This window comes from Nocardioides luti, assembly GCF_014212315.1.
GTDB lineage: Bacteria > Actinomycetota > Actinomycetes > Propionibacteriales > Nocardioidaceae > Nocardioides > Nocardioides luti.
The window spans coordinates 911,344-937,388 of the sequence record NZ_JACKXE010000001.1 but is presented as its reverse complement, the minus strand read 5'-3'; the positions used below and the strand labels follow the sequence as shown (position 1 = coordinate 937,388).

Below are 26,045 nucleotides of genomic sequence, written 5' to 3'. Positions count from 1 at the left end.
CTGCGCGTGACTCCCGAAGACCGCGACCCCCCATCCTCCGTCGACACCGACGGGGCAGGGTCGCGGTCTTCGTCGTCCACGGCCACCGAGCCGTCCGACCGCAAGGCCGCCCGCAAGCACCTGCCCGTCTGGCAGGAGACGCTGCTGCTGCTCGGCATCGCGCTGGTCCTCGCGATCGTGATCAAGGCGCTGTTCGTCCAGGCGTTCTACATCCCGTCGGAGTCGATGGAGCCGGGCCTGGTCAAGAACGACCGGATCCTGGTCCAGAAGGTCTCCTACTGGTTCGGCGGCAGCCCCCAGCGCGGGGACGTCATCGTCTTCGAGGACCCGGGCGACTGGCTCGGCCCGGAGGAGAAGGCCGGCCCGACCAGCCCGGTCACCTCGCTGATGGCCAAGATCGGTCTCTACCCCTCGGGCGGCCACCTCGTGAAGCGCGTGATCGGCGTCGCCGGCGACGTCATCAAGTGCTGCGACAAGAAGGGGCGGATCATGGTCAACGGCGTGCCCCTCAACGAGAAGGGCTACGCCAAGCTCAACGGCGCCGAGTGCTACGGCCCGATGACCTCCACCTGCAGCTGGACCGACGGCCCCGTCCCGAAGGACCACGTCTTCGTGATGGGCGACAACCGCTCGCGCTCCGCGGACTCCACGGTCCACATGTGCCCGGAGGACGCCACCGACTGCGTGCCGGGCGACGAGTTCGTCCCCGACGACCTGATCGTCGGCAAGGTCTTCGTGCTGCTCTGGCCCAGCGACCACTTCCAGTGGATCCACCGCCCCGCGACGTTCGAGGACGTCCCGGACGCCTCCTGAGGCCCGACGCGTGAGTGCCCTGCCCCGAGGCTCGACCGTACGCCGTGACGCCGGCCTGTACGGCTACGAGCGCGCCCTGCGGCGTGAGGGCATCGAGCCGGTCGCCGGGGTCGACGAGGCCGGTCGCGGGGCCTGTGCGGGCCCGCTGGTGGCCGGCGCGGCGATCCTCCCGGCCGGGAAGGCCGGGATCATCCCGGGCCTGGCGGACTCGAAGCTGCTCACCGAGAAGGCCCGGGAGCGCTGCTACGAGCACGTCGTCAGGCGGGCGCTGTCCTGGTCGGTCGTCGTGGTCTCCCAGGAGGAGTGCGACGCGCTCGGCATGCACGTCGCGAACATCGAGGCGCTGCGCCGGGCGGTCGCGCTGCTCGACGTGCCCCCGGCCTACGTGCTGACCGACGGCTTCCCCGTCGACGGGCTCGGGGTTCCCGGGCTCGCGGTCTGGAAGGGCGACCGGGTCGCCGCCTGCATCGCGGCCGCCTCGGTGCTGGCCAAGGTGACCCGCGACCGGATCATGTGCGAGCTGGACACCCACTGGCCGGCGTACGACTTCAAGACGCACAAGGGCTACATCACCGAGGTGCACACCGCCGCGCTCGTCGAGCACGGCCCGTCGCCGGTGCACCGCATGCGCTTCGTGAACGTACGCCGGGCCGCCGGTCTGGAGGCGTACCCCGACCCGGCCGCGGACCCCTCAGAGCCGTTGCGGCAGGCCGAAGACGGTGCGGACCCCGCTCGAGAAGAGCACGGAGTCCGGGGCTGACCCGGTCACCCCGGGCAGCCCAGCGGCGGCGACCAGGCTGTCCTCGACGTGCGTCGCCCGGGCGACGCGCAGCGGCCAGGGGCCGTGCGTGTTCGGCACCCACAGCGTGCGGCCGAGCACCCGGGTGTGCAGCCCGAAGCGCGCGGTGAGGAACACGTCGAGCGGCGACGGCTCGGCGATCGGCGCGCCGACCTCCACGTCGATGCGTCCGCCGACGCCGCGACGGCCGTGCCGGCGGCCGCGGTAGGAGATCGTGCGGCCCTCGGGCTCGGGGCCGAGCTCGGGAGGGTCCACCGACAGGCGTGCCCACTGGTAGGGCACCCCGAAGGTCGCCCGGGCCGCGGCGACCACGGCCAGCCGGTCGGCCTCGAGCGAGCGGAAGACGACACCGTGGCGACCCGCGTCGTCCACGGAGTAGAGCCGGACGTTGGTCTCGTTGAACGTGCCGAACCGGGGGACCGGGCCGCGGTGCCCCAGCGCCCCGTCGACCATCCGGAACGGGATCAGCCCGACCCAGGTGCTCCCGTCGTGCACGTCGGGGCGCACCCCCTCGGGCAGCAGCGGGGCGACGACCGCGGGGTCGACCCGCCAGTGGAGGAACGCGATGTCGCGCCACCACTGGCTCATCACCTGGCGGCTCGCGAGCGGCGGGCCCTGCTGGTCGGTCATCGCACACCCGCCAGCGCGCGCGCCACGGCGTGGCCGGCGCGGGCCCCGGAGACCAGGGCGCCCTGGAGCGAGGCCGTCTCGCGGTGGTCGCCGGCGACGAAGACCCCCTCGTCGACCCGGGCGGGCCGGCGGACGACCAGGGGCGGCGGCAGGGCGGGCAGCGCGCGCTCGACGTCGTGGCGGACCACCACCTCCCAGCCGCGGGTGGGGACGCCCCACAGCCGGTCGAGGTGGGTGCGCACGTCCGCCTCGGTGGCCGCGGCCCCCGTCTTGGAGGGGAGCAGCGTGGTCGCCTGGACGAGGTGCCGGCCGGGCGGGGCGTACGACGGCGCGACGGCCGTCATCAGGGCGGTGTTGACCACCGGGCCGCCGCGGGTGCCGTCGACGCGCAGGAAGGTGGCCCGGTCGGCCGGGACGTCGTCCGCCGCGAACCACCAGGTCTGCAGGCCCCGCACCGGAGGAGCGGCCTCGCCCGTCAGGTCGGCCGCACCGCCCGCGTCCGTCGCGACGACGACGGCCCGGGCGGCCACCTCGCCCGCCGACGTGGTGACCTGGGGTGCGGTCCCTCGGCTCACAGCCGTCACCCGGGTGCCGAGCCGGAGGTCGAGCCCGGCCGCCAGCTGGTCGGGGAGGGCCTGCATGCCGGTCGCCGGGATGCCGGGCGTGTGCCGGACGAAGCTGCGCATCAGCAGCCGCACGAAGGTGGCCGAGGTGGCGCCGGTGTCGTCCGCGAGGACGCCGGTCAGGAACGGCTCGAGGATCTCGCGGCGCAGCCGTCCGGTGACCCGCGCCCGGTCGAGGGAGGCCGCCAGGGTGGTGTCGGGCCCGGCCAGCAGGCGCTCGACGCTGCCCAGGGCCGGGACGAGCCACCGGGCCAGCGCGGCCAGCTCGCCGGGGCGGACGTAGCCGCTGCGCAGGGTCGCCGCGAGCAGGCGCGGGTGGCGGGTCGGGTCGGCGACGACGGCGAGGCCGCCGTCCTGCGCGACCACCACGCCGCGCCCGAAGAAGCAGAGGTCGAGCGCGTCGACGTCGACGTGCCGGCGTACGGCCGGGTAGGCGGGGTTGAGCAGCTGGAAGCCCCGGTCGCAGCGGAAGCCGTCCACCACGTCGGTGCGCACCCGCCCGCCCGGGGCGTCGCCGGCGTCCAGGACGACCGCCCGCAGCCCCTGCTCGCGCAGCACCTGCGCGCAGCGCAGCCCGGCCAGCCCCGCACCCACCACCACGACGTCCGTCTCGTCCACCACGGAACCACGATGGCACCCCGGCCCTGACGGCGCCCGCGGTCCCCGCGGCGGGCCGCGGGACGGCGTGCCCGGGTGGCGTGCAGAATGGCCGCATGAGCGCCGAGGATCTCGAGAAGTACGAGACCGAGATGGAGCTGACGCTCTATCGCGAGTACCGCGACGTCGTCGCGATCTTCAAGTACGTCGTGGAGACCGACCGGCGCTTCTACCTGTGCAACCAGGTGGACGTGAAGGCGCGCACCGAGGCCGGGGACGTCTTCTTCGAGGTCTCGATGAGCGACGCGTGGGTGTGGGACATGTACCGCCCGGCGCGCTTCGCCAAGAACGTCAAGGTGCTGACCTTCAAGGACGTCAACGTCGAGGAGCTCAGCCCGTCGGAGATCGACCCGCCCAAGGTCTGATCCACGCCGTAGCCGTCCTGCGCAAGTCGGGAAGCGCCAGGTCTAGCACCCGGGTCCAGACCATCGTCGCCTCCGGGGACCCAGTTTCGGCCAACCCCGCCGCGCCGCCGCGAGCCGGTCCTACTGTCGAGTAGGGCGGTGGGGGCCGCCGTCGGAACGACGGTGCTGGTGGGGTGCGATGGCGATGTGGTGCGCCCGGAGACGGGGTGCCCGGCGGGGTTCCCCGCCGAGGGTCGAGCGGGGTGCGGCGGCGGTCGAGGCCGCCCTGCTGCTCGGCGCCGTGCTGGCGCCGCTGATGGTCGGCGTCCTCTACTACGGGCTGTTCTTCTGGAAGCTGCAGTCCGTGCCGACGCTGGACCCGAACCTCGACCAGTCCGGCTTCGTGGGCAGCTACTGCGCCACCCAGCGGACCCAGCTCGCCGACCGGGTCCGGGCCGCCACGCTGGTGAGCGTCCAGAACGTCGACGAGGGCTCGGGCCTGCCGATCTCGCTCGAGGACATCGTCGTGACCGTCCTGGACTACGTGCCCGGCAGCCTCGGCGTCAGCGTGCAGGTCTCGATCACGGCGCCGGTGCTCGAGGAGACGCTGTCCTTCCTGCCGCTGCCCGACGACGGCAACGTCGTGAGCGACAGCGTGGTCCGCCTGGAGAACGTGATGATCTCGAGCGAGTCGTGCTGAGCCCGCGGCGTCGCGACGAGCGGGGAGCCGCGGCGATCCTCGTCGCGCTGGTCACCTGCTCGGTGCTGTTCGTCGTGGCCGCGCTGACCGTCGACGTCGGCAACACCTGGGCGCGCCGCGGCCAGCTGCAGCACCAGGTCGACCGGGCCGCGAAGTACGCCGCCGAGCAGCTGCCGGTCGACACCGCGACGGTCGGGGCGAGCCCGACCGCGACCCAGCTCCGGGTCGCCCAGGCGGCGGCCTACTACCTGGCCTGCCACGGCGTCCCGGGCCAGTCGGACCTCTCGGCGATCCCGGCCTGCCCGGCACCCTCGTCGTACACCTCGGACACGGCGATCACGACCATGGCGCGGACGATGCTGGCCAACGGGCGCTCCACGGCGCCGTCGGCGCTCGGGGCGGTGTCGTTCCCCGCGACGAACCAGGTCGCGGTGACGGCGCCCGACGCGCGGGTCACCTTCGGCTTCGGCCGGGTGGTCGGCAAGGACGGATCGACCCAGCGCAAGAGCGCGACGGCGGTGGTGCTGTCGCCCGGCGAGATCCTGCCGGTCGGGATGAGCCTGACCTGCCTGGCGAACACGCTCGGCACGGCGCCGCTGGGGGCGGGGGACACCGCGTCGCGGGTGATGCCGGTCAACTACGTCTCCTCGGGCTTCCGCGGGCAGGTCGGCACGACCACGGACCCGACCACCACCGCGCCGTACTTCGGCGACATCCAGACGCAGGGCAACAGCGCCCAGGTGGGGCTGAACACCGGCTCCGGCGGGATGAGCGACCCGGTGACGCCGGATGCGCTGTCGGGGCTGTCGTCCCTGAGCTTCACCTGGGGGCAGACCAAGTCCGGCTACACGCCGTACCGCGTGAGCATCTTCGTGCGGAAGGCCGGCTACACGAGCACCAGCGTCACCGGCTCCTACGTGCAGACCCAGCAGAGCCCCTACGTGTGGAACCCGGTCACCCACACGGTCACGCTCGCCACCCCGCTGGCGAACCCGTACTCGTTCACGCTGGCGCTGCCGGCCGGGAACTACGAGGCGATGATCCAGCTCGAGGGCATCAATGCGAGCTCCGGGAACATCGCCACCTGGGCCAACCTGGCCGCCAACAACGCGCACTTCACCGTGTCGCCGCAGCCGCTGGGCGGCGACCTGCGCAACACCGTCTCGTGCTCGCGGCCGCTGCAGAGCCCGCACCAGGACCTCGCCACCGACAGTGCCGCGATGGTGGTCGACCTCGCCCAGGGGCTCGACCACGGGCTCGCGGCGTTCCCGGGCCTCGGCGACGCGGTGGACGCCGTGCACGTCACCGGGGGGTCCACGGTCGGGAACGTCGCCACCCTGCTGGGCAACCCGTCGGCGGCGTTCGCCTGCGGGAGCAACCCGGCCGTCAAGCGCGACTACCCCACCCGGCGTACGGACGGCGCGAACTGCGTCCACGTCGACACCGCGACCGACTGGTCGGCCGAGCTCACCCAGGGGCTGCTGACCGGCGGCACCTTCGCGACCGGCTCCGTGAGCGGCCGGCTCCGCTGCCCGTCCTCGGGCGCGTGCAACCACAGCAGCACCCGCGCCGTCCTGACCGACCCGGGCGGGATCGCCGGCCGCTACAACGACGACCACTTCAGCGACTTCGCGCTGCGCGACGGCAGCGGGAGCGCGCGCTACCTCAGCGACCCGTTCCTGATGTCGCTGGACCTGTTCGTCTCGCCGACGCTGCCGCTGGTGACGCCGCCGAACGACAGCGTCGACCCGGCCCTCTACGCGTCGCCGCGGTTCTTCTGGGCGCCGGTGGTGGTGTCGGCGTACACGACCGGCGCCGCGGGGGACTACCCGGTGATGGCGTTCCGCCCGGTGTTCCTCACCTCCGACGCCTCGTCGCAGGTGACCACGCCGGTCGACCTGCTGCTCCTCGACCTGATCACCCAGTCGACGACGAACGGGCTGACCCTCGCGCAGACGCTGACGAAGTTCGGCCAGACGGCGGCCTGCCTGGCCTCGCCGACCACGTGCGAGCTGGCGCTGCTCGGGCTCGCCGACGTCAGCACGCCGCTCGCGACCTTCCTCGGCGCCAACACCGTGACGGTCGGGGGGCTGGTGATCGACCGGGCCGCCGCGCGGGTGCGCTCGGCGCGGATCATGACGCTCGCGCCGGGCGCGCTGCCGGCGGTGCCGCGGGCGTACTCCGGGCCCACGACGGACTACCTCGGGGTCGGGCCGCGCATCGTCAGGCTGGTCCGGTGACCGCGCGCGCGACGCGGTCGGCCCGCGACCAGCGGGGGTCGACGATCGTCGAGTTCGCCCTCGTCGTACCCCTCCTCGTGACGGTGCTGCTGGGCATCCTGCAGTACGGCTACCACTACTGGGCCCTGGAGACGGGGGCGGCGAGTGCCCGTGAGGCGGCCCGGCGGATGGCGGTCGGCACGGCCGAGGCGTGCACGACGGCGGAGGCGGTCGCGCGCGTGGGCGGGCCCGCGGTCGGCTCGCGGACGCCGACCGCGACCGTGACCTACGTGTCCGGCCGGACCGTCGGGGGCGTCGTCCGGGTGACGGTGACCTTCGACTCGCTCGACCTGCACTTCCTGCCGCTGCCCGACGACGGCCGGATCACCCAGACCGCGGAGGCGCGGATCGAGAACGTCCCGGAGGCCGACCTGACCTGCTGAGACGTCGTTCGACGAGGTGTGTCCGATACGGGGACAGGCGACGTCCCCGGGCGCTAGCATGCGACCATCCAGGCCATTCGGGGGTCACAGAGGGAGTCGCCACGTGAGACTGCCCTCTGCCGCGCGCCCGCGCCGTGACGCCACCGGAGCCGCCGCCGTCGAGTTCGCGCTCGTCGTGCCGATCCTGCTGCTGCTGGTCTTCGGGATCATCCAGTACGGCATGTACTTCTGGGCGATGCAAGGCGGCAGCGACATCGCCCGCAGCGCCGCGCGGCTCTCCGCGGTGGGTCAGCCGGCCACCTGCTCGACCTTCACCTCGGACGTCCGGGCCGAGGTCGACGACCTGACCGGGACCGGCTCGACCGCGACCGTGAAGCGCACCTACGTCCGCCAGAACCCCGGCTCGGTGACCGTCGGCGACACCGTCGAGGTGACGGTGTCGTTCACCAGCTTCGACCTGCAGCTGCCGTTCCTCCCGTTCATCGACGACGGCAAGGTCACGACCACGACGCAGTCGCGGGTCGACTTCGCCCCGGTCCAGCCGGAGGACTGTCCGTGACGCGACCTGCCCGCCGCCGCCAGCGCGACGACCGCGGGGCGACGGCCATCTTCGTCGCGATCCTCAGCGTCGTCCTGCTCTCCTGCGCCGCGCTCAGCGTCGACCTCGGGAACGCGTGGGCCCGCAAGCGCGCGGTGCAGAAGCAGGCCGACATCAGCGCGCTCAGCGCGGGCTACCTGCTGCCCCAGACCGCCGCGAACAAGCAGCTGATCGCCGACCGCGTCGCGCTCTTCCTCGGCGACAACGCCGTGACCGGCCAGGCCGCGATCACGGGCAGCCAGCTGATCAACGGCATCACCACGGACGGCGAGGTCACCTTCACCAAGGCCGACGGCAGCGCCTGCACCACCGGGTGCGTGCGGATGACGGTGCTCGCGCCGGCGGCCCGGGTCGACTTCGGCCTCGCGCAGGTCACCGGCAACGACCACACCGACGTGCAGCGCTCCGCGACCGTGCAGGTCCAGTCCTCGCTCCCGCCGCGCGAGAAGATGATCCCCTTCTGGCTGCCGAGCGGGTGCGGGTACGGCGCCGCCGACGCCGACACGACCGGGGGCGCCGCCGCGCCCGCGCCCGTGGTCAGCACGTCCTCGACCCCGACGCCCACGGCGACGGCGACGGCCACGGCGACGGGCACCGCCAGCAGCACCACCTCGACCAGCCCCTCACCGACACCGACGGCGACCCCGACGTACGCCTTCACGCCGAGCCCGAGCCAGGCCGGCAACCACGTGCTCGGCGGCACCAGCCCGCTCTCGGTGCTGCAGAACGGCACCACGACGGTCTCGAACTACACGGTCACGAACATCCCCAACAACACCGACCGGGCCTCGCTCCGCTTCTACTCGCCGTCGGGCGCCTTCTTCGTGGACTACGCGGCGCAGGCGCTGCAGAAGGGCCAGGGCTACCTCAACGTGCCGGCCTTCCCGGTGAGCACCGAGGTGTCGGCGACGCCAGGGGACTGGCGGGTCTACGCCCTGATCCAGAACAACAGCGTCGTGCGCTACTCGTCCAACTACCTGACCTTCCGGGTGACGGCCACGCCCGCGCCGTCGTCGTCGGCGCCCGCCACCTCCGCGGCACCGACGTCCGCCGCCCCGACCGCGGCGTCCTCGTCGGCCTCGCCGACCGACATCCCGGTCGGCTGCGTGGGCCAGGACCGCGGCAACTTCGGCCAGCTCGACAGCCCCCGGGCGGACGGCTCCAGCACGCAGCGCCGCCTGGCCCGGAACATCGCCGGCGGCATCGACCACCAGCTCGCGCCGTTCGTCTTCGCCCCGTCGCAGACGCCGTCCAAGGACTGCGGCACCACCCAGCACGGCTTCCTCGCCGGCGCGCAGCCCGACATCGTGTCGTCGAGCGACCCGCCGCGCAACTGCATCGTGGGCGACACCGGCAACGACGGGCCGGCGTTGTACGACGGCCTCCTCACGGGCGCGGACAACGGCGAGGCCGGCCGCCTCGCGGCGAGCCGCGGCACGACCCGGTGCGCCGGGCGCAGCAACGTCACCATCGGCGGCGTCTCGATCAACAACGACGTGCTGTCCTGCTTCCTGCGCAACGGCGCGACCCTGGCCGACATCACCAAGGAGGACGGCGTCACCCAGGCGATGCTCGACCCGGCCGTGGTGAAGTCGCCGCGTTTCGTGTGGCTGCCCGTCGTGCTGGCGAACGACCGGGCGCAGAAGGGCTTCCAGCCGATCGTCGACTTCGTGCCGGCCTTCATCACCAACGAGACGCAGACGACCGCGGCCGTCGACGACGGCTCGGGCAACCGCAACGGCGTGCAGATCAACGGCCACTCGGTCTCGGTGCTGCGGGTGCTGACGTTCAACAAGGCCGCGCTCCCGGTCGACGAGCAGTCGACCACGATCGACTTCGACCCGCGGGTCGGGCAGTCGATCGTCCGTCTCGTCGGCTGACCCCCGCGCCACGTCGCGTCCACAGGGCACGCCCCGGACACCGTCCTCCACAGGCGACCGGCGGGACGGCGTACGACGTCCGCGGCAGCGGGGACGCTGGCGGGCATGGAGACGAACTCATGACAGGGGCCGCGACCGCGGCCTTCCGGCAGGCGCTCGGGGCGTACGGCGAGTCCCTGGCCGCGCGGCACCTCGCCGCGCAGGGGATGGTCGTGCTCGACCGCAACTGGCGCTGCGACGCGGGGGAGATCGACCTCGTGCTGCGCGACGGCGACGTGCTGGTGGTCTGCGAGGTGAAGACGCGCAGCACGACGCGGTGCGGCACGCCGCACGAGTCGGTCACCGACCTCAAGCTCGCACGGCTGCGCCGGCTGGCGTCGCGCTGGGTGGCCGAGCGGGGGATCGCGGTCCAGGACATCCGCATCGACCTGGTGGCGGTGCTGCGGCCGCGCCGCGGGGCCTCGCTGGTCGAGCACGTGCGGGGGATCGGCTGATGCCGTTCGCGACCGCCCGCACCGTCTCGCTGCACGGGGCGCTGGGGCACCTCATCGACGTGCAGAGCGACGTGTCGCCCGGCCAGGTCGGCGTGACCCTGGTGGGGCGCGCGGACGCCTCGCTGAACGAGGCCAGGGACCGCTGCCGGATGGCGATCATCAACAGCAACCTCGACTGGCCGGCGACCCGGCGGATCACCGTCCTGCTCTCGCCGGCGGACCTGGTCAAGCGCGGCACCCACTTCGACCTCGCGATCGCGGTGTCGGTGCTGGCCGCGTCGCGCCACGTGCCGCCGGTGGCCCTGCAGGGCACGGCGTTCCTCGGCGAGCTCACGCTCGACGGCGGCCTCCGGGCCGCTCACGGCGTGCTGCCGATGGTGCTGGCCGCCCAGGCCCGCGGCATCCGGCGGGTGTTCGTGCCGGAGCCGCAGGCGGCCGAGGCGGCGCTGGTGCCCGGGATGGAGGTCTTCGGCATGCGCTCGCTCGGGCAGGTGGTGGCCGAGCTGCGCGGCGACGAGGTGCCCGAGGCCCCACCGGTCGCGGCGGCGTCGGGCAGCCCGCTGCTCGCCTGGCGTGGCCAGGAGCGGCGCGAGGAGGTCGACCTCGCGGACCTGCTCGGGATGGCGGACGCCCGCTTCGCCGTCGAGGTGGCGGCCGCGGGTGGGCACCACCTGCTGCTGTCCGGGCCCAAGGGGGTCGGCAAGACCAGCATCGCCGAGCGGATCCCCGGGATCCTGCCCGACCTCGACCGCGAGGAGTCGCTCGAGCTGACCGCCCTGCACTCGCTCGCCGGCGCCCTGGAGTCCCGCGACGGGCTCGTGGTTCGGCCCCCGTTCTGCGCCCCGCACCACGACGCCAGCAAGGTGAGCGTGATCGGCGGGGGCAGCGGGCAGGTCCGGCCCGGCGAGCTGAGCCGGGCGCACGGCGGCGTGCTGTTCCTCGACGAGTTCCCGCTGTTCCGCACCGACCTGATCGAGGCCTTGCGCCAGCCGCTCGAGAGCGGGGAGGTCGCGATCGCGCGGCGCGACGAGTCGGTGGTGCTCCCGGCCCGGGCGATGGTGGTCCTGGCGTGCAACCCCTGCCCGTGCGGCGAGTTCTCGCCCCTGGCCGGGCGCAACGGCTGCACGTGCCGCGAGGTGCAGCGCCGCGACTACCGCAGCCGCGTCACGGGTCCGCTGACCGACCGGGTCGACGTCGTGCGCCACCTGCAGCCGCTGCGGCCGCACGAGCGGCGCGACCCCCTGCACGTCCCCGAGTCGAGCGCCGAGGTCCGGGTGCGCGTCGAGCGTGCCCGGGCCCGGCAGGCCGCCCGCTACGCCGAGGAGACCTGGCGGCTGAACGGTCACGCCCCCGGGGCGGTGCTGCGCGAGCGCTGGCCGCTGCCGCCCGAGGCGCAGCGGCTGGTGGACGACAAGGTCTACGACGGACGGCTGACCGCCCGGGGAGCCGTGCGTGTGCACCGCCTGGCCTGGACGGTCGCCGACCTGGCCGGGGTGGAGCGCCCCGGCCCCCGCGAGACGGACACCGCGATCCGGCTGCGCACCGGGGAGCCGCTGCTGCTGACGACGCTGACGGAGCGGGCCGGATGAGCGCGGACGAGCGGCTCGCCCGCGTGGCCCTGGGCCGGCTCACCGAGCCGGGTGACCCGCGGGTGTCCGCGCTGGTCGAGGAGATCGGGGCGGTCCGCCTGCACGAGGTCCTGGCCGCGGGCGGCGACCTCGCCGGCCTGCTCCCCGACGTCACCTCGCGGATGGCCGCCGTGCAGCCGGAGCGCGACCTCGAGACCGCCGCCCGGCTGGGCATCCGCTTCCTCATCCCCTCCGACGAGGAGTGGCCGCGCCAGGTCGACGACCTCGAGGGCGCCGAGGCGGTGCACGAGCGGGGCGGCGCGCCGCTGGGGCTGTGGGTGAGGGGACCGCTGCGCCTGGACTCGCTGGACCGGTCGGTCGCGGTCGTCGGGTCGCGGTCGGCCACGACGTACGGCGCCGACACCGCCGCCGAGATCTCGGCGGTCTGCGCCCGGGCCGGCTTCACGGTGGTCTCCGGTGCGGCGTTCGGCATCGACCAGGCCGCCCACCGGGGTGCGCTCGGCGGTGGCGGCGCCACGGTGGCAGTGCTCGCCTGCGGGGTCGACCGGGTCTACCCGGCCGCCCACCGGGCCCTGCTCGACCACCTCGGCGCCACCTGCGCCGTGGTCTCCGAGCTGCCGCCCGGCTGCTCGCCCACCCGGCTGCGCTTCCTGTCCCGCAACCGCGTCATCGCCGCTCTCACCCGCGGCACGGTCGTGGTCGAGGCGGCCGTGCGCTCCGGGGCGCTCAACACCGCCAACTGGGCCGGTCGCCTCAACCGGCAGCTGCTCGGGGTGCCCGGCCCCGTGACCAGCGCCCCCTCCCAGGGCGTGCACCAGCTGATCCGCTCGGGCGCCGCCACCCTGGTGACCTCGGGCGCGGAGGTCCTGGAGATGGTGGGGGAGTCCGGAGCCTTCCTGGTCGAGGAGCCGCGCGGCGCGACCCGCTCGCGCGACCGGCTCTCGACGCGCCAGCAACAGGTCCTCGACGCCGTGCCCCTGCGCCACGCCGCCCCGGCCGACTCGATCGCGCGCACCGCCGGGGTCGCCCTCCTCGAGGTCCGCACCGCCCTCGGCGGTCTGTCCCGCCTCGGTCTGGTCCTGCAGGTCCCGGAGGGCTGGCGGCTCGCCGAGCGGGCCGCCACCTGAGGGCACGCGTGTGCGTGGGATCAAGATCCACGGCCGGATTTCCTGATCTGACGCACACGCGTCGCCTCGGCTGGGAGGCTGCGGGCATGACGACAGGCCCGGTGCGCGAGACCCGACGGCACGAGTTCCCGCCCCTGGTGCTCGTCGCCGTCCTGGTCGTGGCGGCCAACGTGCTCGTCCTCTGGGTTCTCACGGCGGTGTTCGCGCGGGTCGGGGAGGCCGTCTGGGGCCACCGGGCGCTGGGCATCGCGGGGTTCGCCCTGGCCTGCGTGGTGCTGGTCGGGCTGGACCGCAGGGTCGACGCGTACGCCCGGGCGCGGTCGGCGTTCGAGGACGACGACTGACCGGCTCGCCGTGCAAGGGCACGGCCGGGGGAGTCGCGCCGACCTAGACTCGACGGGTGGCAGCCACGGAGGACGTCCGCGAGGAGCAGGAGCACCTGCCCGAGCCGATGGCCCGGGTGCTGGGCGACTACGAACGCCACCTGGTGGCGGAGCGGGACCTGGCCCCGCACACGGTGCGGGCCTACCTGGCCGACGTGGCCGGCCTGCTCGAGCACGCGTCGCGGCTCGGGCACACCGAGGTCGGGGAGCTCGACCTGCGGACCCTGCGCAGCTGGCTGGCGAAGCAGCAGACGCTCGGCCGCTCGCGCACCACGCTGGCCCGGCGGGCCACGGCGGCGCGGGTGTTCACCGCGTGGCTGGTGCGCACCGACCGCGCCACGACCGACGCCGGGGCGAGCCTGGGCTCGCCGAAGGCGCACAAGACCCTGCCACCGGTGCTGCGCGCCGACGAGGCGGCCGACCTGATCCGCGGCGCCGCGGCGCTGGCCGACGACGGCAGCCCCGTCGGGCTGCGCGACGTCGCGATGCTCGAGCTGCTCTACGCCACCGGCATCCGGGTGGGCGAGCTCGTCGGCCTCGACCTCGACGACCTGGACCGCGAGCGCAACGTGGTCCGCGTCTTCGGCAAGGGGCGCAAGGAGCGGATGGTGCCGTTCGGGCTGCCCGCCGCCCGCGCGGTCGAGCGCTGGCTCGCCGAGGGCCGGCCCGCGCTCCGGGTCGAGGGGGCCGGCGCCGCGCTGTTCCTCGGCGCCCGGGGCCGCCGCATCGACCAGCGGGCCGTCCGCACCCTGGTGCACCAGCGGATCGCCCAGGTGCCCGGGGCTCCCGACATCGGCCCGCACGGGCTGCGGCACACCGCCGCGACCCACCTGCTCGAGGGCGGGGCCGACCTCCGCTCGGTCCAGGAGCTGCTCGGCCACGCCTCGCTGGCCACCACGCAGCTCTACACGCACGTGACCACCGACCGGCTGCGTCGGGCCTACCAGCAGGCGCACCCACGAGCCTGAGTGCGCGTCACCTCGACGTCCGGACCAGCGGCTGCCAGGCGGCGTACGGCGGGACGCCGGGCGCCCAGGGCGCCGCGACCTCCCCGGTGGACCCCACCGGCTGGTCCCGCCAGAGCGGGAGCAGCCGGACCGGGCCCAGGCCGACGAGGAGCAGCGGGTCGAGGTAGGTCGCGCCGCGCAGCCAGCCCCAGTGCAGGCAGGCCCGCGGGAAGCAGTGCGAGCCGACGACCTCGAGCCGACCGAGGCGGTCGCCCGCCGCGACCGGGTCGCCGACGGCGACGTCCGCGGCCACGGGCTCGTACGTCGTCCGGGTGTCGCCGTGGTCCACCACGACGATCCCGCGCCCGGCCAGCCGTCCGGCGAACGACACCCGCCCCGGCAGCGCGCTGCGCACCGGCTGGCCCGCCCGGCCGAGCAGGTCCACCCCCCGGTGCCCCGCGCCCCACGGCGAGTCCGGAGGGTCGAAGCCCTCGACGACCTCCGGAACTGGCAGCAGCGGCCACATCCCGACCGGCGTCACCTCGGCGGGCGTCGCCCCGACCTGCGTCGCCTGCGCGGGCGGGAACATCCCCGCGACGAGCAGGAACGGGACGACGAGGACGAGGCGGCGCAGGGACATGGGCAGCAGCCTGCCGACGCCGTCGCGGCCCCGCCCGCCGGGCGCTCGCGGCTGGGGACAACGGGGTCGGGGGAGGCGCCTGTGGACGGCACCTGGCGCACCGGTGGCACCGATTCGCCCGCGGCAGCGCTGCGGACTATCCTGAGCGGCAGCAATCCTTCTGGATTGACTTCGCACGCTCTCAGACCGCGACGGGTCCAGCTCCTTGGTCCCGGCCACCCGTGGGCGACGATCCCCGGTCCCGGAGAAATCCGGGTGGGGTCGCGCGTGAGCGTCAGGACAGCCGGCACCCGTCGGCTGTGGCAACTGAACACCACAACCGGAGCACGCCACCGGCCCGCCCTGCACGAAGGGCGGGCGACAACGGGAGCGGCTCCACCACAGGAGAACACCTCAATGGCAGTCGTCACCATGCGCCAGCTCCTCGAGAGCGGCGTCCACTTCGGGCACCAGACCCGTCGCTGGAACCCCAAGATGAAGCGCTTCATCATGACCGAGCGCAACGGCATCTACATCATCGACCTGCAGCAGTCGCTGGCCTATATCGACCGCTCGTACGCCTTCATCAAGGAGACCGTCGCCAAGGGCGGCACCGTGATGTTCGTCGGCACGAAGAAGCAGGCCCAGGAGGCGATCGCCGAGCAGGCGACCCGCGTCGGGATGCCCTACGTCAACCAGCGCTGGCTGGGTGGCATGCTCACCAACTTCCAGACCGTGCACCAGCGGATCAACCGCCTCAAGGAGCTCGACGAGGTCGACTTCGACGACGTGGCCGGCAGCAGCCGCACGAAGAAGGAGCTGCTCCAGATGCGCCGCGAGCGCGACAAGCTCAACAAGTCGCTCGGCGGTATCCGTGAGATGACCCGCACGCCCTCCGCGGTGTGGATCGTCGACACGAACAAGGAGCACCTCGCCGTCGAGGAGGCCCGCAAGCTGCGGATCCCGATCATCGGCATCCTGGACTCCAACTGCGACCCGGACCTGGTCGACTTCCCGATCCCCGGCAACGACGACGCGATCCGCGCCGTCGGCCTGCTCACCCGCGTGATCGCCGACGCCGTCGCCGAGGGCCTCATCGCCCGCTCCGGCGCCAAGGCCGGCAGCGAGGGTGCGGCCGAGGTCGGTGCCGAGGAGCCCCTGGCCGAGTGGGAGCGCGAGCTGCTCGCCGGTGACGCCGAGAAGGCCGCCGTCGAGGCGACCGGTGGCGACGCCGACAAGACCGCCGAGACCCCGGCCTCCGAGGCCACCGGCGCGTCGTCCGAGGCCGCCGAGGCGACCGAGGCCGCCGACGCCGCGACCGACGAGCCCGCCGCCGAGGCCACCGCCTCGACCGACGAGCCCGCCGCCGAGACCACCGACGCGACCGAGGCCGCTGCGCCCGCCGCCGACGAGGCCAAGGCCTGATTCGTTCCCCGAGCACGACGGGTCCCGTACGACCTACGGGACCCGTCGTGCCGGTCCGAGCGCATCGGTCCTGACACACACGAACCCGAGGGGAAGACACACATGGCGAACATCACCGCCGCCGACGTCAAGAAGCTGCGCGAGCAGTCCGGCGCCGGCATGATGGACTGCAAGAAGGCCCTCACCGAGGCCGACGGCGACTTCGACAAGGCCGTCGAGATCCTGCGGATCAAGGGTGGCAAGAAGATGGCCGAGCGCGCCGCCGAGCGCGAGGCGTCGGCCGGTCTGGTCGCCACCTCCGGCGGTGCCCTGGTCGAGCTGAACTGCGAGACCGACTTCGTCGCCAAGGGCGACGAGTTCATCAGCACCGCGCAGCGCATCGCCGACGCGGCCGACGCCGCCAAGGCCGGCGACGCCGAGACCCTCAAGGCCATCGAGCTCGACGGCAAGACCGTCGGCGAGGTCGTCAACGACCTGGCCGTCTCCATCGGCGAGAAGATCGAGCTGGGCCGCGTGGCCTACTTCGACGGCCCCGTCGTGGTCTACATGCACAAGCGTGCCGCCGACCTGCCGCCCGCCGTGGGCGTGCTGGTCGAGTACGACGGCAACGAGGACGCCGCCCGCTCGGCCGCCATGCAGGTCGCCGCGATGCGTCCGCAGTTCCTCACCCGTGACGAGGTCCCCGCGGACGTCGTCGCCAAGGAGCGCGAGATCGCCGAGGCGACCTCCCGCGAGGAGGGCAAGCCCGAGCAGGCGATCGCCAAGATCACCGAGGGTCGCCTCAACGGCTTCTTCAAGGACGTCGTGCTGCTCGAGCAGCCGTCGGTCGTGGAGAACAAGAAGTCCGTCAAGACCGTCCTGGACGAGGCCGGCACCACCCTGAAGCGGTTCGCCCGCTTCGAGGTCGGCGCCTGAGCCGCAGCACCCGAGCAGGTCCCCTCGCGGACCCGCACCGATCCCGACCCGTCGAGCACCCCGGTGCCCGGCGGGTCGGGGCGATTTCGGGCACCTGAACACTCCCTGAATCCCGCCTCGCGGGTGCCCCATCTGCAGTAGCGTTCCTCGCTGACGTGGTCGGTCCGGCCACCGCGAGGAGGGGCGCCCGATGGGTTTCATGGACAAGGTCCGCGGTCAGTTCATCGACATCGTCGAGTTCCTCGACGACAGTCGCGACACCATCGTCTGGCGCTTCCCGCGCCAGGGCAACGAGATCAAGAACGGCGCCCAGCTGGTCGTCCGCGAGGGCCAGGTCGCCGTGCTGGTCGACGAGGGCCAGCTGGCCGACGTCTACACGCCCGGCACCTACACGCTCGACACCCAGAACATGCCGATCCTCTCGGACCTCAAGGGCTGGAAGTACGGCTTCAACTCGCCCTTCAAGGTCGAGGTCTACTTCGTCGGGACCCGCCTCTACACCGACATGAAGTGGGGCACCCAGAACCCCGTCACGCTGCGGGACCCCGAGTTCGGCATCGTCCGGCTGCGCGCGTTCGGCGCCTACGCGCTCCAGGTGACCGACGCCAGCAAGCTGCTGCGCGCGCTGGTCGGCACCGACCCGCAGTTCCGCACCGAGGAGGTCGCGGAGTTCCTGCGCCAGAACATCGTCGGCCAGGTCGGCACCGCGCTGGCCAACTCGAAGCTCCCGATGCTCGACCTCGCCGCCAACCAGCAGACGATCGCCGCGACCCTCGCCGGCACGCTCACGACGAGCCTGGCCGACATGGGCATCAGCATCCCGCGCTTCGTGATCGAGAACATCTCGCTGCCGCCCGAGGTGGAGGCCGTCCTCGACAAGCGCACCTCGATGGGCGTGATGGGCGACCTCGACCAGTACGCCAAGTACCAGGCCGCCACCGCCATCGGCGACGCCGCCAACAACCCGGGTGGCGCGGGGGAGGGCATGGGCCTCGGCATGGGCATGGCGATGGGTCAGCAGATGGCCAACGCGATGGCCCCCAAGCCGGCCCAGGCCGCCGCTCCGGCCGCCCCCTCGACCAGCCCGCCGCCGATCCCGGGTGCGGCCGCGCCGTGGTTCCTGGCGCTCGGCGGGCAGCAGGTCGGACCGGTCGCCCTGGCCGAGCTGCCGCCGCGCGTCGCCGCGGGCGAGCTGAAGCCGGACACCCTGGTCTGGCAGCAGGGCATGGCCGCCTGGACCGCCGCGGCCGAGGTGCCCGAGCTGGCCGGCCTCTTCCCCGCCGTGCCCCCGCCCATGCCGCCGAGCGCCTGAGAGCGGGGGACCGATGCTCGCCGACTCCCAGCCCGAGCCGCAGGCCGCCTCCACGACGCCGCCGGCCGGCCCGCCACCGACCCCGCTGAGCTCGACGTGCCCCTCGTGCGGCGCCCAGACGGCGTACGCCCCCGGCACCACGGTGCTGCGCTGCGGCTCCTGCGGCGCCGAGCTCGCGATCGCCGACAGCGGCCTGCAGATCCAGGAGCACTCGTACGACGAGTGGCGGGCCAAGCACGGTGACACCCAGGTGGCCGCCATCGGCGCGCACGTCCTGGAGTGCCGTGGGTGCGGTGCCCGGACCGAGACCGTCGACCTCGCCGGCACCTGCCAGTTCTGCGGCGGCGCGCTGGTCTCGATCGAGCAGCCGGAGGGCGTGGTGCCCCCGGAGGCCGTGCTGCCCTTCCACGTCGACCGCCGCGGCGCCCAGGACGCGTTCACGACGTGGGTCCGCACCCGTCGCTTCGCTCCGAGCGCCCTGAAGAAGGTCGGCTCGACCGAGGGCCTGCAGGGCACCTACGTGCCGCACTGGACCTTCGACGCCGACACCTCGACGGTCTACACCGGGCAGCGGGGCGACCACTACTACACGACCGAGACCCGCCAGGTCTCCGACGGCAAGGGCGGCACCCGCACCGAGACCTACCAGCAGCAGCACACCCGCTGGTCGCACGCGTCGGGTCAGGTCGCGAGGTCCTTCGACGACGTCCTGGTGCCCGGCACCGGCCAGCTCGACGCCAAGCAGCTGGGCAAGATGGGCCCCTGGAAGCTGGAGGAGGCGCGTCCCTTCCAGCCGGAGTACCTCACCGGCTACTCCGCGCTGCGCTACGACGTCGACCCCCAGGAGGGCGCCAAGGTCGCCCGCGACGAGATGCGGCAGGTGATCACCAACGACGTCGAGCGCGACATCGGCGGGGACGAGCAGCGCATCAGCGGCATGGACGTCACCTACGCCCACGCGATGTTCAAGCTGCTGCTGATGCCGCTGTGGATCGCGAGCTACCTCTACGGCGGCAAGACCTTCCAGGTGATGGTCAACGCGAACACCGGCGAGGTCGTCGGCAAGCGCCCGTACAGCGCCTGGAAGATCGCCGGGCTGGTGATCGCGATCCTGCTGGTCCTCGCCGTGATCGGCGTGGTCGTCGCCTCCCAGAGGGGCAGCGGGGGCTGACGGCCGTTCGGCGGCGGCCCGGATGATCGGATAGGTTGCAGCCAGACCACACGAGGAGGCCGGTTCGATGGATCAGACACTGACCATCGGACCGGCCTTCGTGCGTGTCCGCATCACTGTCGACGCATCACGAAGGGACGGTCCGTGACCGGGTACAAACGAGTCCTGCTCAAGCTCTCCGGCGAGGTGTTCGGCGGCGGCAAGGTCGGCGTCGACCCCGACGTGGTCCAGAAGATCGCCCGCGAGATCGCCAACGTCGCCGAGGCGGGCGTCCAGATCGCGGTGGTGACCGGCGGCGGCAACTTCTTCCGCGGCGCCGAGCTGCAGCAGCGCGGCATGGACCGCGTCCGCGCGGACTACATGGGCATGCTCGGGATCGTGATGAACTGCCTCGCGCTCCAGGACTTCCTCGAGAAGATGGGCGTCGAGACCCGCGTGCAGACCGCGATCACGATGGGCCAGGTCGCCGAGCCCTACGTCCCGCGCCGCGCGATCCGCCACATGGAGAAGGGCCGGGTCGTCATCTTCGGCGCCGGCATGGGCATGCCGTTCTTCTCGACCGACACCGTGGCGGTGCAGCGCGCGCTCGAGAGCAAGTGCGACGTGGTGCTGGTGGCCAAGAGCGGGGTGGACGGCGTCTACAGCGCCGACCCCAAGCTCGACCCCACGGCCACGAAGTACGACGAGCTCACCTACGGCGACGCGATCCGGCAGGGCCTGCGGATCATGGACCAGACGGCGTTCGCCCTGTGCGGCGAGAACAAGCTGCCGATGGTCGTCTTCGGGATGGAGCCCGAGGGCAACATCCTGCGCGTCGTGCAGGGTGAGAAGATTGGCACGCTCGTCAGCGCGGGCTGACCCGCTCAGCCACCGCAGCGACGCCCCACCGCAGCAGGGCCCCGGCCCGACCACCGACGGAGTAAGGAAGACAGCCGTGATCAACGACATCCTCAACGAGGCCGACGGCAAGATGGACAAGTCGGTCGAGGCGACGCGCGAGGAGTTCGCCGCGATCCGCGCCGGCCGGGCCCAGCCCAGCATGTTCAACAAGATCGTCGTCGACTACTACGGCTCGCCCACGCCGCTGCAGCAGCTGGCGTCGTTCACGGCCCCCGAGGCCCGGATCATCCTGATCCAGCCCTTCGACGTGAGCGCGATGAACGCGATCGAGAAGGCCATCCGCGAGTCCGACCTGGGCGTCAACCCCTCCAACGACGGCAAGCTCCTGCGCTGCGTGTTCCCCGAGCTGACCGAGGAGCGCCGCAAGGAGTACATCAAGGTCGCCCGCACCAAGGCCGAGGACGGCAAGATCGCGATCCGCAACCTGCGCCGCACCGCCAAGCAGAACCTCGAGAAGCTCGAGAAGGACGGCGAGGTCGGCAAGGACGACGTCACCGGTGCCGAGAAGCGGCTGGACGGGATGACCAAGCAGCACACCGACGCCGTCGACGACATGCTGAAGAACAAGGAGTCCGAGCTGCTCGAGGTCTGAGCGGCTCCATCACATGAGCGACGCCACCACCCCGGCCCCCGCCTCGGGCCCCGCGGCACCGGTGCCCCCGACCAAGGACCATGGCCGTGCCGGCCGCGACCTGCGGGCCGCCGTACTCTCCGCCGTGGTCCTGCTCGGCGCGATCGCCGCCTCGCTCGCCTTCTGGAAGACCGCCTTCATGCTGATCGTGGCGGCGGCGGTCGTCGTGGCGATCTGGGAGCTGCGCAAGGGGATGCTGGCCAAGGGCATCGACCTGCCCGAGCAGCCGCTCATGCTCGGCGGCGTCGTCATGGTCGGCGTGGCCTACTTCTACGGCGCGCCGGCGCTCGTGACCGCGACCGCGGTGACGGCGCTGGTCATCATGCTCTGGCTGCTGCGGCGGGGCATCGACGGCTACGTCATGAACGCCACGGCGTCGGTCTTCACGCTGGTCTACGTGCCGTTCCTCGGCTCGTTCGTGGCGCTGCTGCTCGCGGAGGGCGGCTGGCGCGGCGACGGGCTGGACGACAACGGCGTGCGCGGGATCATCGCCTTCATCCTGGTGACCATCTGCTCCGACATCGGCGGCTACATCGCCGGCGTGCTGTTCGGCAAGCACCCCATGGCGCCGGTCATCTCGCCCAAGAAGTCCTGGGAGGGCTTCGCCGGCTCCCTGCTGGCCTGCGTGGTCGGTGGCTGGCTGCTCGTCGTCTACCTCCTCGACGGCGACTGGTGGGTCGGCATCGCCCTGGGCCTGATCGCGGTCGTGATGGCCACGCTCGGCGACCTGTGCGAGTCGGTCATCAAGCGCGACCTCGGCATCAAGGACATGAGCCAGGTGATCCCCGGCCACGGCGGTCTGATGGACCGGCTGGACTCCTTGCTGGCCACGATCGCCCCGATCTGGCTGCTGCTGCACTACCTCGTCTTCCGGGCGTGACCCTCCACCTCGTGCGGCACGGCCGCCCGCTGCCCGTCCCCGGCCAGCCGGCCTCGGCCTGGGAGCTCGACCCGGCCGGCTTCGACGACGTCTGGGCGCTCCGCGAGTCCGGGCGGCTCCCGGCCCGGGCGGCGTGGTTCTGCTCACCCGAGCCCAAGGCCGTCGCCACCGCCCAGCTCCTCACCGAGGGCGACGTCGGGATCCTCGACGACCTGCGCGAGCAGGTGCGCGACGACGCGGTCTGGATCGAGGACTTCGAGGGCGCCGTCCGGCGCGCCTTCGCGGAGCCCGACACCTCCGCCCACCGCGGGTGGGAGCCGATCAGCACGTGCCGGGACCGCGTCGTCCCCGCCGTACGCCGGGTGCTGGACGTGCACGCGGGGGAGGACGTCGTGCTGGTCGGCCACGGCACCGCCTGGATCCTCGTCGTGGCGGCGCTGACCGGGACCGAGCCGGACCTCGACCGGTGGCGGGCGCTCGCGCTGCCCGACGTCCTCGTCGTGCCCTGACCGGCTCGACCGGCCGGGCGTGTGGCGCCGCGGCCGCGGGCCGCGACGGGCCTACGATGATCGACGACCCTCGAACCCGGGAGCCAGCATGACCACCGAGCAGTCCGTCGAACCCACCGGGTCCGCCCCGGCCCGCCAGCCCGACTGGTGGCACCGCGACCACCCGACGTTCACCGCGCTCTCCGGCTTCTTCACCGGCCTGGTGTTCGTCATCGTGGTCCCCGGGCTCTTCGCCGGCATCCTGCACCTGCTCTTCGCCGACCACACCGCCGAGGACCTCTTCCCGCTGGTGCTCGTCATCTTCGTCGTGCCGATCGCGCTGATCGTGGTCGAGCGCACCCGTCGCTTCGGCATCTACATGACCCTGGGGATGGTCGTCACCGCGCTGGTCGTGCTCGGTGTCGCGGCCGTCGTGCTCTGGTTCCTCTTCCGCTGACCCGGCCCGGGCAACCGTCCGGGAGCGGTCGCGCTCGTCCGGGCTTTCGACCCGGCACCCGCCCGGATGAGAGGATCGGGTCCTGATGTCCGACACCTCGCAGGCCCCCACCCCCGAAGCCGCCGGCAGCACGCCGCTGACGCTGGTCTTCGACGAGCCGCGCGGCCGCAAGAAGCCCCCGCGCCACCTCGCCGACCTGACCGCTCCCGAGCGCAAGACGCTGCTCGAGGAGCAGGGCCTGCCCGGCTTCCGCGCCAAGCAGCTCAGCACGCACTACTTCTCCCGCCTGGTCGACGACCCGGCCGAGATGACCGACCTCCCGGCCGGCCAGCGCGACGCCCTCGTCGGCGCCCTGCTGCCGTCGTTGATGACGCCGCTGCGCACGCTCGAGGCCGACAAGGGCACCACCCGCAAGACGCTGTGGAAGCTCTTCGACGGCGCGCTCGTCGAGTCCGTCCTGATGCGCTACCCCGGCCGCGTCACGATGTGCGTCTCCAGCCAGGCCGGCTGCGGCATGGCCTGCCCGTTCTGCGCCACGGGCCAGGGCGGCCTGCAGCGCAACATGTCGACCGCCGAGATCGTCGAGCAGGTCGTGGCGGGTGCCCGCTCTCTGGCGCGCGACGAGGTCCCGGGCGGCCCCGGCCGTGTCTCGAACGTCGTCTTCATGGGCATGGGCGAGCCGCTCGCCAACTACAAGGCCGTGATCGGCGCCGTACGCCGCCTCACCGAGCCGGCCCCCGACGGGCTCGGCATGTCGGCGCGTGGGATCACGGTCTCCACCGTCGGCCTGGTGCCGCGGATCCGCCAGTTGACCGAGGAGGGCATCCCGGTCACGCTCGCCCTGAGCCTGCACGCCCCCGACGACGAGCTGCGCAACGAGCTGGTCCCGATCAACACGCGCTACTCCGTCGTGGAGACCGTCGAGGCGGCCTGGGACTACGCCCGGGTCACCAAGCGTCGCGTCTCGATCGAGTACGCCATGATGCGCGGCATCAACGACCAGGCCTGGCGCGCCGACCTGCTCGGCGACGTGCTGAACTCCTACGGCGACTGGGGCTGGGTGCACGTGAACCTGATCCCGCTGAACCCGACCCCGGGCAGCAAGTGGACCGCCTCCGACCCTGCGGACGAGCGTGAGTTCGTGTTCCGCCTCGAGGCCAAGGGGATCCCGACCACCGTGCGCGACACCCGCGGCAGCGACATCGACGGAGCCTGCGGCCAGCTGGCCGCCGTCGAGTAGCCCGCTCCCAGGGGAGTGGGTCACCCGGCGCGCGATGCCGCGACCTCTGACGTTCTCCGGTCGGACGTGGCCGGGAACTGCTTGACTTCGACCACGGTTCGCGACCCTCCGCCGTCACCTGCCAGGTGGCCGTCACGGGCCAGGGGGAGTCGTGCCGTGCGCCGTTTCGTTGCGTCCGTGATCGGGATCGTGCTGACGACCTGCGGCCTCGCCGTGGGCACCGGCCTCGCGGCATCGCCGGCGTCGGCCACGCTGTTCTCGTGGCCGTCGGGGTGGACGAACCCCGCCGGCGGGGCCCAGTGGGAGGACTGGGGGTTCAACCAGTGCGGCTACTACACCGACCCCAGCACCGGTCACTCCTGGGCTCACCTCGGCGACGACTCCCAGGGGTACCGGTCCGGGCCGGTCAGGTCCATCGGGAGCGGGACCGTCAGGCGGGTCGTCAACGCCGCCGCTCCGAACAACGGCCTGATGGTCGAGTACCAGAGCGACGCGGGACCGTTCACGCTGATCTACCAGCACGTGAATCCCGGACTGGGAGTCGGTGCGTCGGTGAGCCCCGGCACGCAGGTCGGGACCGTCGCCAACTGGCCGAACACCAGCAACAACCACGTCCACGTCTCGCTGATCCCGGGGCCGTACTCGTCCGCGACGTCCTGGTACGGCTACCGGGACTGCACCAGCGGGGCCGGGGCCGGGGGCGGCCACGTCAACCCGATCCCGTGGCTGGCGGCCCACGCGCCCGCCGGCGTCGGGAACCCGAAGGGCAGCTTCGACGAGACGCTGAGCCCGGCGCCGGGTCAGGTCCGGGTGCGCGGCTGGGCATTCGACCCCGATGACACCGGAGCGAGCCTGGACTCCACGTGTACGTCGGGGGACCCGCCGGGTCGCCGGAGGGCAGGGGCTACTCCATCGGCCCGGCCAACGCCTCCCGGCCGGACGTGGGTGCTGCCTACCCGGGCGTGGGGGACAACCACGGCTACGACGCCGTGGTCGACGCGGCCGGTGGGACGCAGGTCGTCTACGTCTACGCGATCAACGTGGGATCCGGGCAGAACGTCCTGCTCGGGCAGCGGTCCGTCGCGGTCGCCGACCCGAACCCCACCGGGTCCTTCGACCAGGCCGGCTCTCCCCAGGGCGGCGAGGTGCGGGTGGCCGGCTGGACCTTCGACCCCAACGACCCCCAGGCGGCCATCAGCTTCCACGTCTACGTCGGAGGCCCCGCCGGTGATCCGAACGGTGAGGGCCACGCCTTCGGACCGGCCGACGGCAGCAGGCCCGACGTCGGCAGCGCCTTCCCGGCCGCGGGCAGCAACCACGGGTACGACCTGACCTTCGCCACCGGCAAGACCGGGATGCAGCCGGTCTACGTCTACGCGATCAACGTCGGTCCGGGCGACAACGTGCTGCTGGGCAGCACGACCGTCGACGTCGGGACGGGTCCACCACGGATCCGCTCGACCGGCGCCCCGAGGATCACCGGCGTCATGAAGGTGGGCAGGACCCTCAGGGCCACGGTGGGGGTGTGGTCGGTGAGCGATGTCGACGTCACGTTCCGCTGGTTGCGCGACGGCAAGGTGATCCGCGGGGCCGACGCACGGTCCTACCGGCTGACGCCGGCCAGCCGGGGCAAGCGGATCACGGTGAGGGTGACGGCGCGCAAGACGGGGTACACCCGCGGGTCGGCCCGGTCGGCGCCCACGCGCAGGGTCACCTAGACAGCCAGCCGCCGGGTGTCCCGCTCCCACGGGAGCGGGACAC

At 73.0% G+C, this 26,045-nt stretch carries 27 protein-coding genes; 24 read left to right on the top strand and 3 right to left on the bottom strand.

Annotated elements, in window-relative coordinates; all coding sequences use genetic code 11:
* The first annotated feature begins 6 nt into the window (after positions 1–6).
* On the top strand, positions 7–813 hold the full coding sequence (gene lepB / locus H5V45_RS04410) for a signal peptidase I (protein WP_185251823.1): 807 nt from the start codon (positions 7–9) through the stop codon (positions 811–813).
* A gap of 10 nt (positions 814–823) precedes the next feature.
* Positions 824–1,573 (top strand): ribonuclease HII, encoded by a 750-nt coding sequence (locus tag H5V45_RS04405; protein WP_185251822.1) that lies wholly within the window; start codon positions 824–826, stop codon positions 1,571–1,573.
* Here H5V45_RS04405 and H5V45_RS04400 read toward each other — a convergent pair.
* On the bottom strand, positions 1,505–2,242 hold the full coding sequence (locus tag H5V45_RS04400) for a YqjF family protein (RefSeq protein ID WP_185251821.1): 738 nt from the start codon (positions 2,240–2,242) through the stop codon (positions 1,505–1,507). The two genes, H5V45_RS04405 and H5V45_RS04400, sit on opposite strands and share 69 nt — an antisense overlap.
* Positions 2,239–3,486, bottom strand: coding sequence for an FAD-dependent oxidoreductase (locus tag H5V45_RS04395; RefSeq protein ID WP_221633906.1), 1,248 nt, complete (start codon positions 3,484–3,486; stop codon positions 2,239–2,241). The genes H5V45_RS04400 and H5V45_RS04395 overlap by 4 nt, the downstream gene beginning before the upstream one ends.
* Positions 3,487–3,578: 92 nt before the next feature.
* Here H5V45_RS04395 and H5V45_RS04390 point away from each other — a divergent pair, with 92 nt between their 5' ends.
* The 11 genes from H5V45_RS04390 (at position 3,579) to H5V45_RS04340 (ending at position 14,267) form a co-directional block, all read left to right on the top strand.
* A complete protein-coding gene (locus tag H5V45_RS04390; RefSeq protein WP_185251820.1) occupies positions 3,579–3,887 on the top strand; it encodes a DUF2469 domain-containing protein in 309 nt (102 codons plus the stop codon).
* A 178-nt stretch (positions 3,888–4,065) separates the two neighbouring features.
* On the top strand, positions 4,066–4,566 hold the full coding sequence (locus tag H5V45_RS04385; protein WP_185251819.1) for a hypothetical protein: 501 nt from the start codon (positions 4,066–4,068) through the stop codon (positions 4,564–4,566).
* Positions 4,560–6,806, top strand: a complete 2,247-nt coding sequence (locus tag H5V45_RS04380) for a pilus assembly protein TadG-related protein (RefSeq protein WP_185251818.1) — start codon at positions 4,560–4,562, stop codon at positions 6,804–6,806. Before H5V45_RS04385 ends, H5V45_RS04380 begins: the two co-directional genes overlap by 7 nt.
* Positions 6,803–7,228 carry a TadE/TadG family type IV pilus assembly protein gene (locus H5V45_RS04375; RefSeq protein ID WP_185251817.1) on the top strand — a complete coding sequence of 142 codons (426 nt, stop codon included), beginning with the start codon at positions 6,803–6,805 and terminating at the stop codon, positions 7,226–7,228. Before H5V45_RS04380 ends, H5V45_RS04375 begins: the two co-directional genes overlap by 4 nt.
* A 103-nt stretch (positions 7,229–7,331) precedes the next feature.
* The gene (locus tag H5V45_RS04370; RefSeq protein WP_221633905.1) at positions 7,332–7,787 is read left to right on the top strand and encodes a TadE/TadG family type IV pilus assembly protein; all 456 of its coding nucleotides are present in this window, start codon (positions 7,332–7,334) and stop codon (positions 7,785–7,787) included.
* Positions 7,784–9,706, top strand: coding sequence for a TadE/TadG family type IV pilus assembly protein (locus tag H5V45_RS04365; protein ID WP_185251815.1), 1,923 nt, complete (start codon positions 7,784–7,786; stop codon positions 9,704–9,706). Before H5V45_RS04370 ends, H5V45_RS04365 begins: the two co-directional genes overlap by 4 nt.
* A 119-nt stretch (positions 9,707–9,825) precedes the next feature.
* Entirely contained in the window at positions 9,826–10,200 is a 375-nt protein-coding gene (locus H5V45_RS04360) for a YraN family protein (RefSeq protein WP_185251814.1), read from the top strand.
* Positions 10,200–11,789, top strand: a complete 1,590-nt coding sequence (locus tag H5V45_RS04355) for a YifB family Mg chelatase-like AAA ATPase (RefSeq protein ID WP_185251813.1) — start codon at positions 10,200–10,202, stop codon at positions 11,787–11,789. The genes H5V45_RS04360 and H5V45_RS04355 overlap by 1 nt, the downstream gene beginning before the upstream one ends.
* Complete coding sequence (gene dprA / locus H5V45_RS04350) at positions 11,786–12,916, top strand: DNA-processing protein DprA (RefSeq protein ID WP_185251812.1); 1,131 nt, start codon at positions 11,786–11,788, stop codon at positions 12,914–12,916. Before H5V45_RS04355 ends, dprA begins: the two co-directional genes overlap by 4 nt.
* A gap of 86 nt (positions 12,917–13,002) precedes the next feature.
* Entirely contained in the window at positions 13,003–13,260 is a 258-nt protein-coding gene (locus tag H5V45_RS04345; RefSeq protein ID WP_185251811.1) for a hypothetical protein, read from the top strand.
* Between the two features lie 107 nt (positions 13,261–13,367).
* On the top strand, positions 13,368–14,267 hold the full coding sequence (locus H5V45_RS04340) for a tyrosine recombinase XerC (protein WP_185254461.1): 900 nt from the start codon (positions 13,368–13,370) through the stop codon (positions 14,265–14,267).
* 7 nt (positions 14,268–14,274) lie between these two features.
* Here H5V45_RS04340 and H5V45_RS04335 read toward each other — a convergent pair whose 3' ends face one another.
* Positions 14,275–14,886, bottom strand: coding sequence for a M23 family metallopeptidase (locus H5V45_RS04335; RefSeq protein ID WP_221633904.1), 612 nt, complete (start codon positions 14,884–14,886; stop codon positions 14,275–14,277).
* A 396-nt stretch (positions 14,887–15,282) separates the two neighbouring features.
* Between H5V45_RS04335 and rpsB the strand changes: the two genes are divergently transcribed.
* The 11 genes from rpsB (at position 15,283) to H5V45_RS04280 (ending at position 26,002) form a co-directional block, all read left to right on the top strand.
* On the top strand, positions 15,283–16,290 hold the full coding sequence (gene rpsB, locus H5V45_RS04330; RefSeq protein WP_185251810.1) for a 30S ribosomal protein S2: 1,008 nt from the start codon (positions 15,283–15,285) through the stop codon (positions 16,288–16,290).
* A gap of 102 nt (positions 16,291–16,392) precedes the next feature.
* A complete protein-coding gene (tsf, locus tag H5V45_RS04325) occupies positions 16,393–17,205 on the top strand; it encodes a translation elongation factor Ts (protein WP_185251809.1) in 813 nt (270 codons plus the stop codon).
* 190 nt (positions 17,206–17,395) lie between these two features.
* Positions 17,396–18,517 carry an SPFH domain-containing protein gene (locus tag H5V45_RS04320; RefSeq protein ID WP_185251808.1) on the top strand — a complete coding sequence of 374 codons (1,122 nt, stop codon included), beginning with the start codon at positions 17,396–17,398 and terminating at the stop codon, positions 18,515–18,517.
* A gap of 13 nt (positions 18,518–18,530) precedes the next feature.
* On the top strand, positions 18,531–19,688 hold the full coding sequence (locus tag H5V45_RS04315; RefSeq protein WP_221633903.1) for a hypothetical protein: 1,158 nt from the start codon (positions 18,531–18,533) through the stop codon (positions 19,686–19,688).
* 144 nt (positions 19,689–19,832) lie between these two features.
* Positions 19,833–20,546 (top strand): UMP kinase, encoded by a 714-nt coding sequence (gene pyrH, locus H5V45_RS04310; RefSeq protein WP_185251807.1) that lies wholly within the window; start codon positions 19,833–19,835, stop codon positions 20,544–20,546.
* Positions 20,547–20,625: 79 nt separating this feature from the next.
* Positions 20,626–21,180, top strand: a complete 555-nt coding sequence (gene frr / locus H5V45_RS04305) for a ribosome recycling factor (protein ID WP_343061634.1) — start codon at positions 20,626–20,628, stop codon at positions 21,178–21,180.
* A 13-nt stretch (positions 21,181–21,193) separates the two neighbouring features.
* Positions 21,194–22,099 (top strand): phosphatidate cytidylyltransferase, encoded by a 906-nt coding sequence (locus H5V45_RS04300; RefSeq protein WP_185251805.1) that lies wholly within the window; start codon positions 21,194–21,196, stop codon positions 22,097–22,099.
* Complete coding sequence (locus H5V45_RS04295) at positions 22,096–22,608, top strand: histidine phosphatase family protein (RefSeq protein WP_185251804.1); 513 nt, start codon at positions 22,096–22,098, stop codon at positions 22,606–22,608. The genes H5V45_RS04300 and H5V45_RS04295 overlap by 4 nt, the downstream gene beginning before the upstream one ends.
* Positions 22,609–22,696: 88 nt before the next feature.
* On the top strand, positions 22,697–23,044 hold the full coding sequence (locus H5V45_RS04290; protein ID WP_185251803.1) for a hypothetical protein: 348 nt from the start codon (positions 22,697–22,699) through the stop codon (positions 23,042–23,044).
* Positions 23,045–23,129: 85 nt separating this feature from the next.
* On the top strand, positions 23,130–24,284 hold the full coding sequence (gene rlmN / locus H5V45_RS04285) for a dual-specificity RNA methyltransferase RlmN (RefSeq protein ID WP_185251802.1): 1,155 nt from the start codon (positions 23,130–23,132) through the stop codon (positions 24,282–24,284).
* Between the two features lie 863 nt (positions 24,285–25,147).
* Positions 25,148–26,002 (top strand): hypothetical protein, encoded by an 855-nt coding sequence (locus tag H5V45_RS04280; protein WP_185251801.1) that lies wholly within the window; start codon positions 25,148–25,150, stop codon positions 26,000–26,002.
* Positions 26,003–26,045 lie beyond the last annotated feature (43 nt).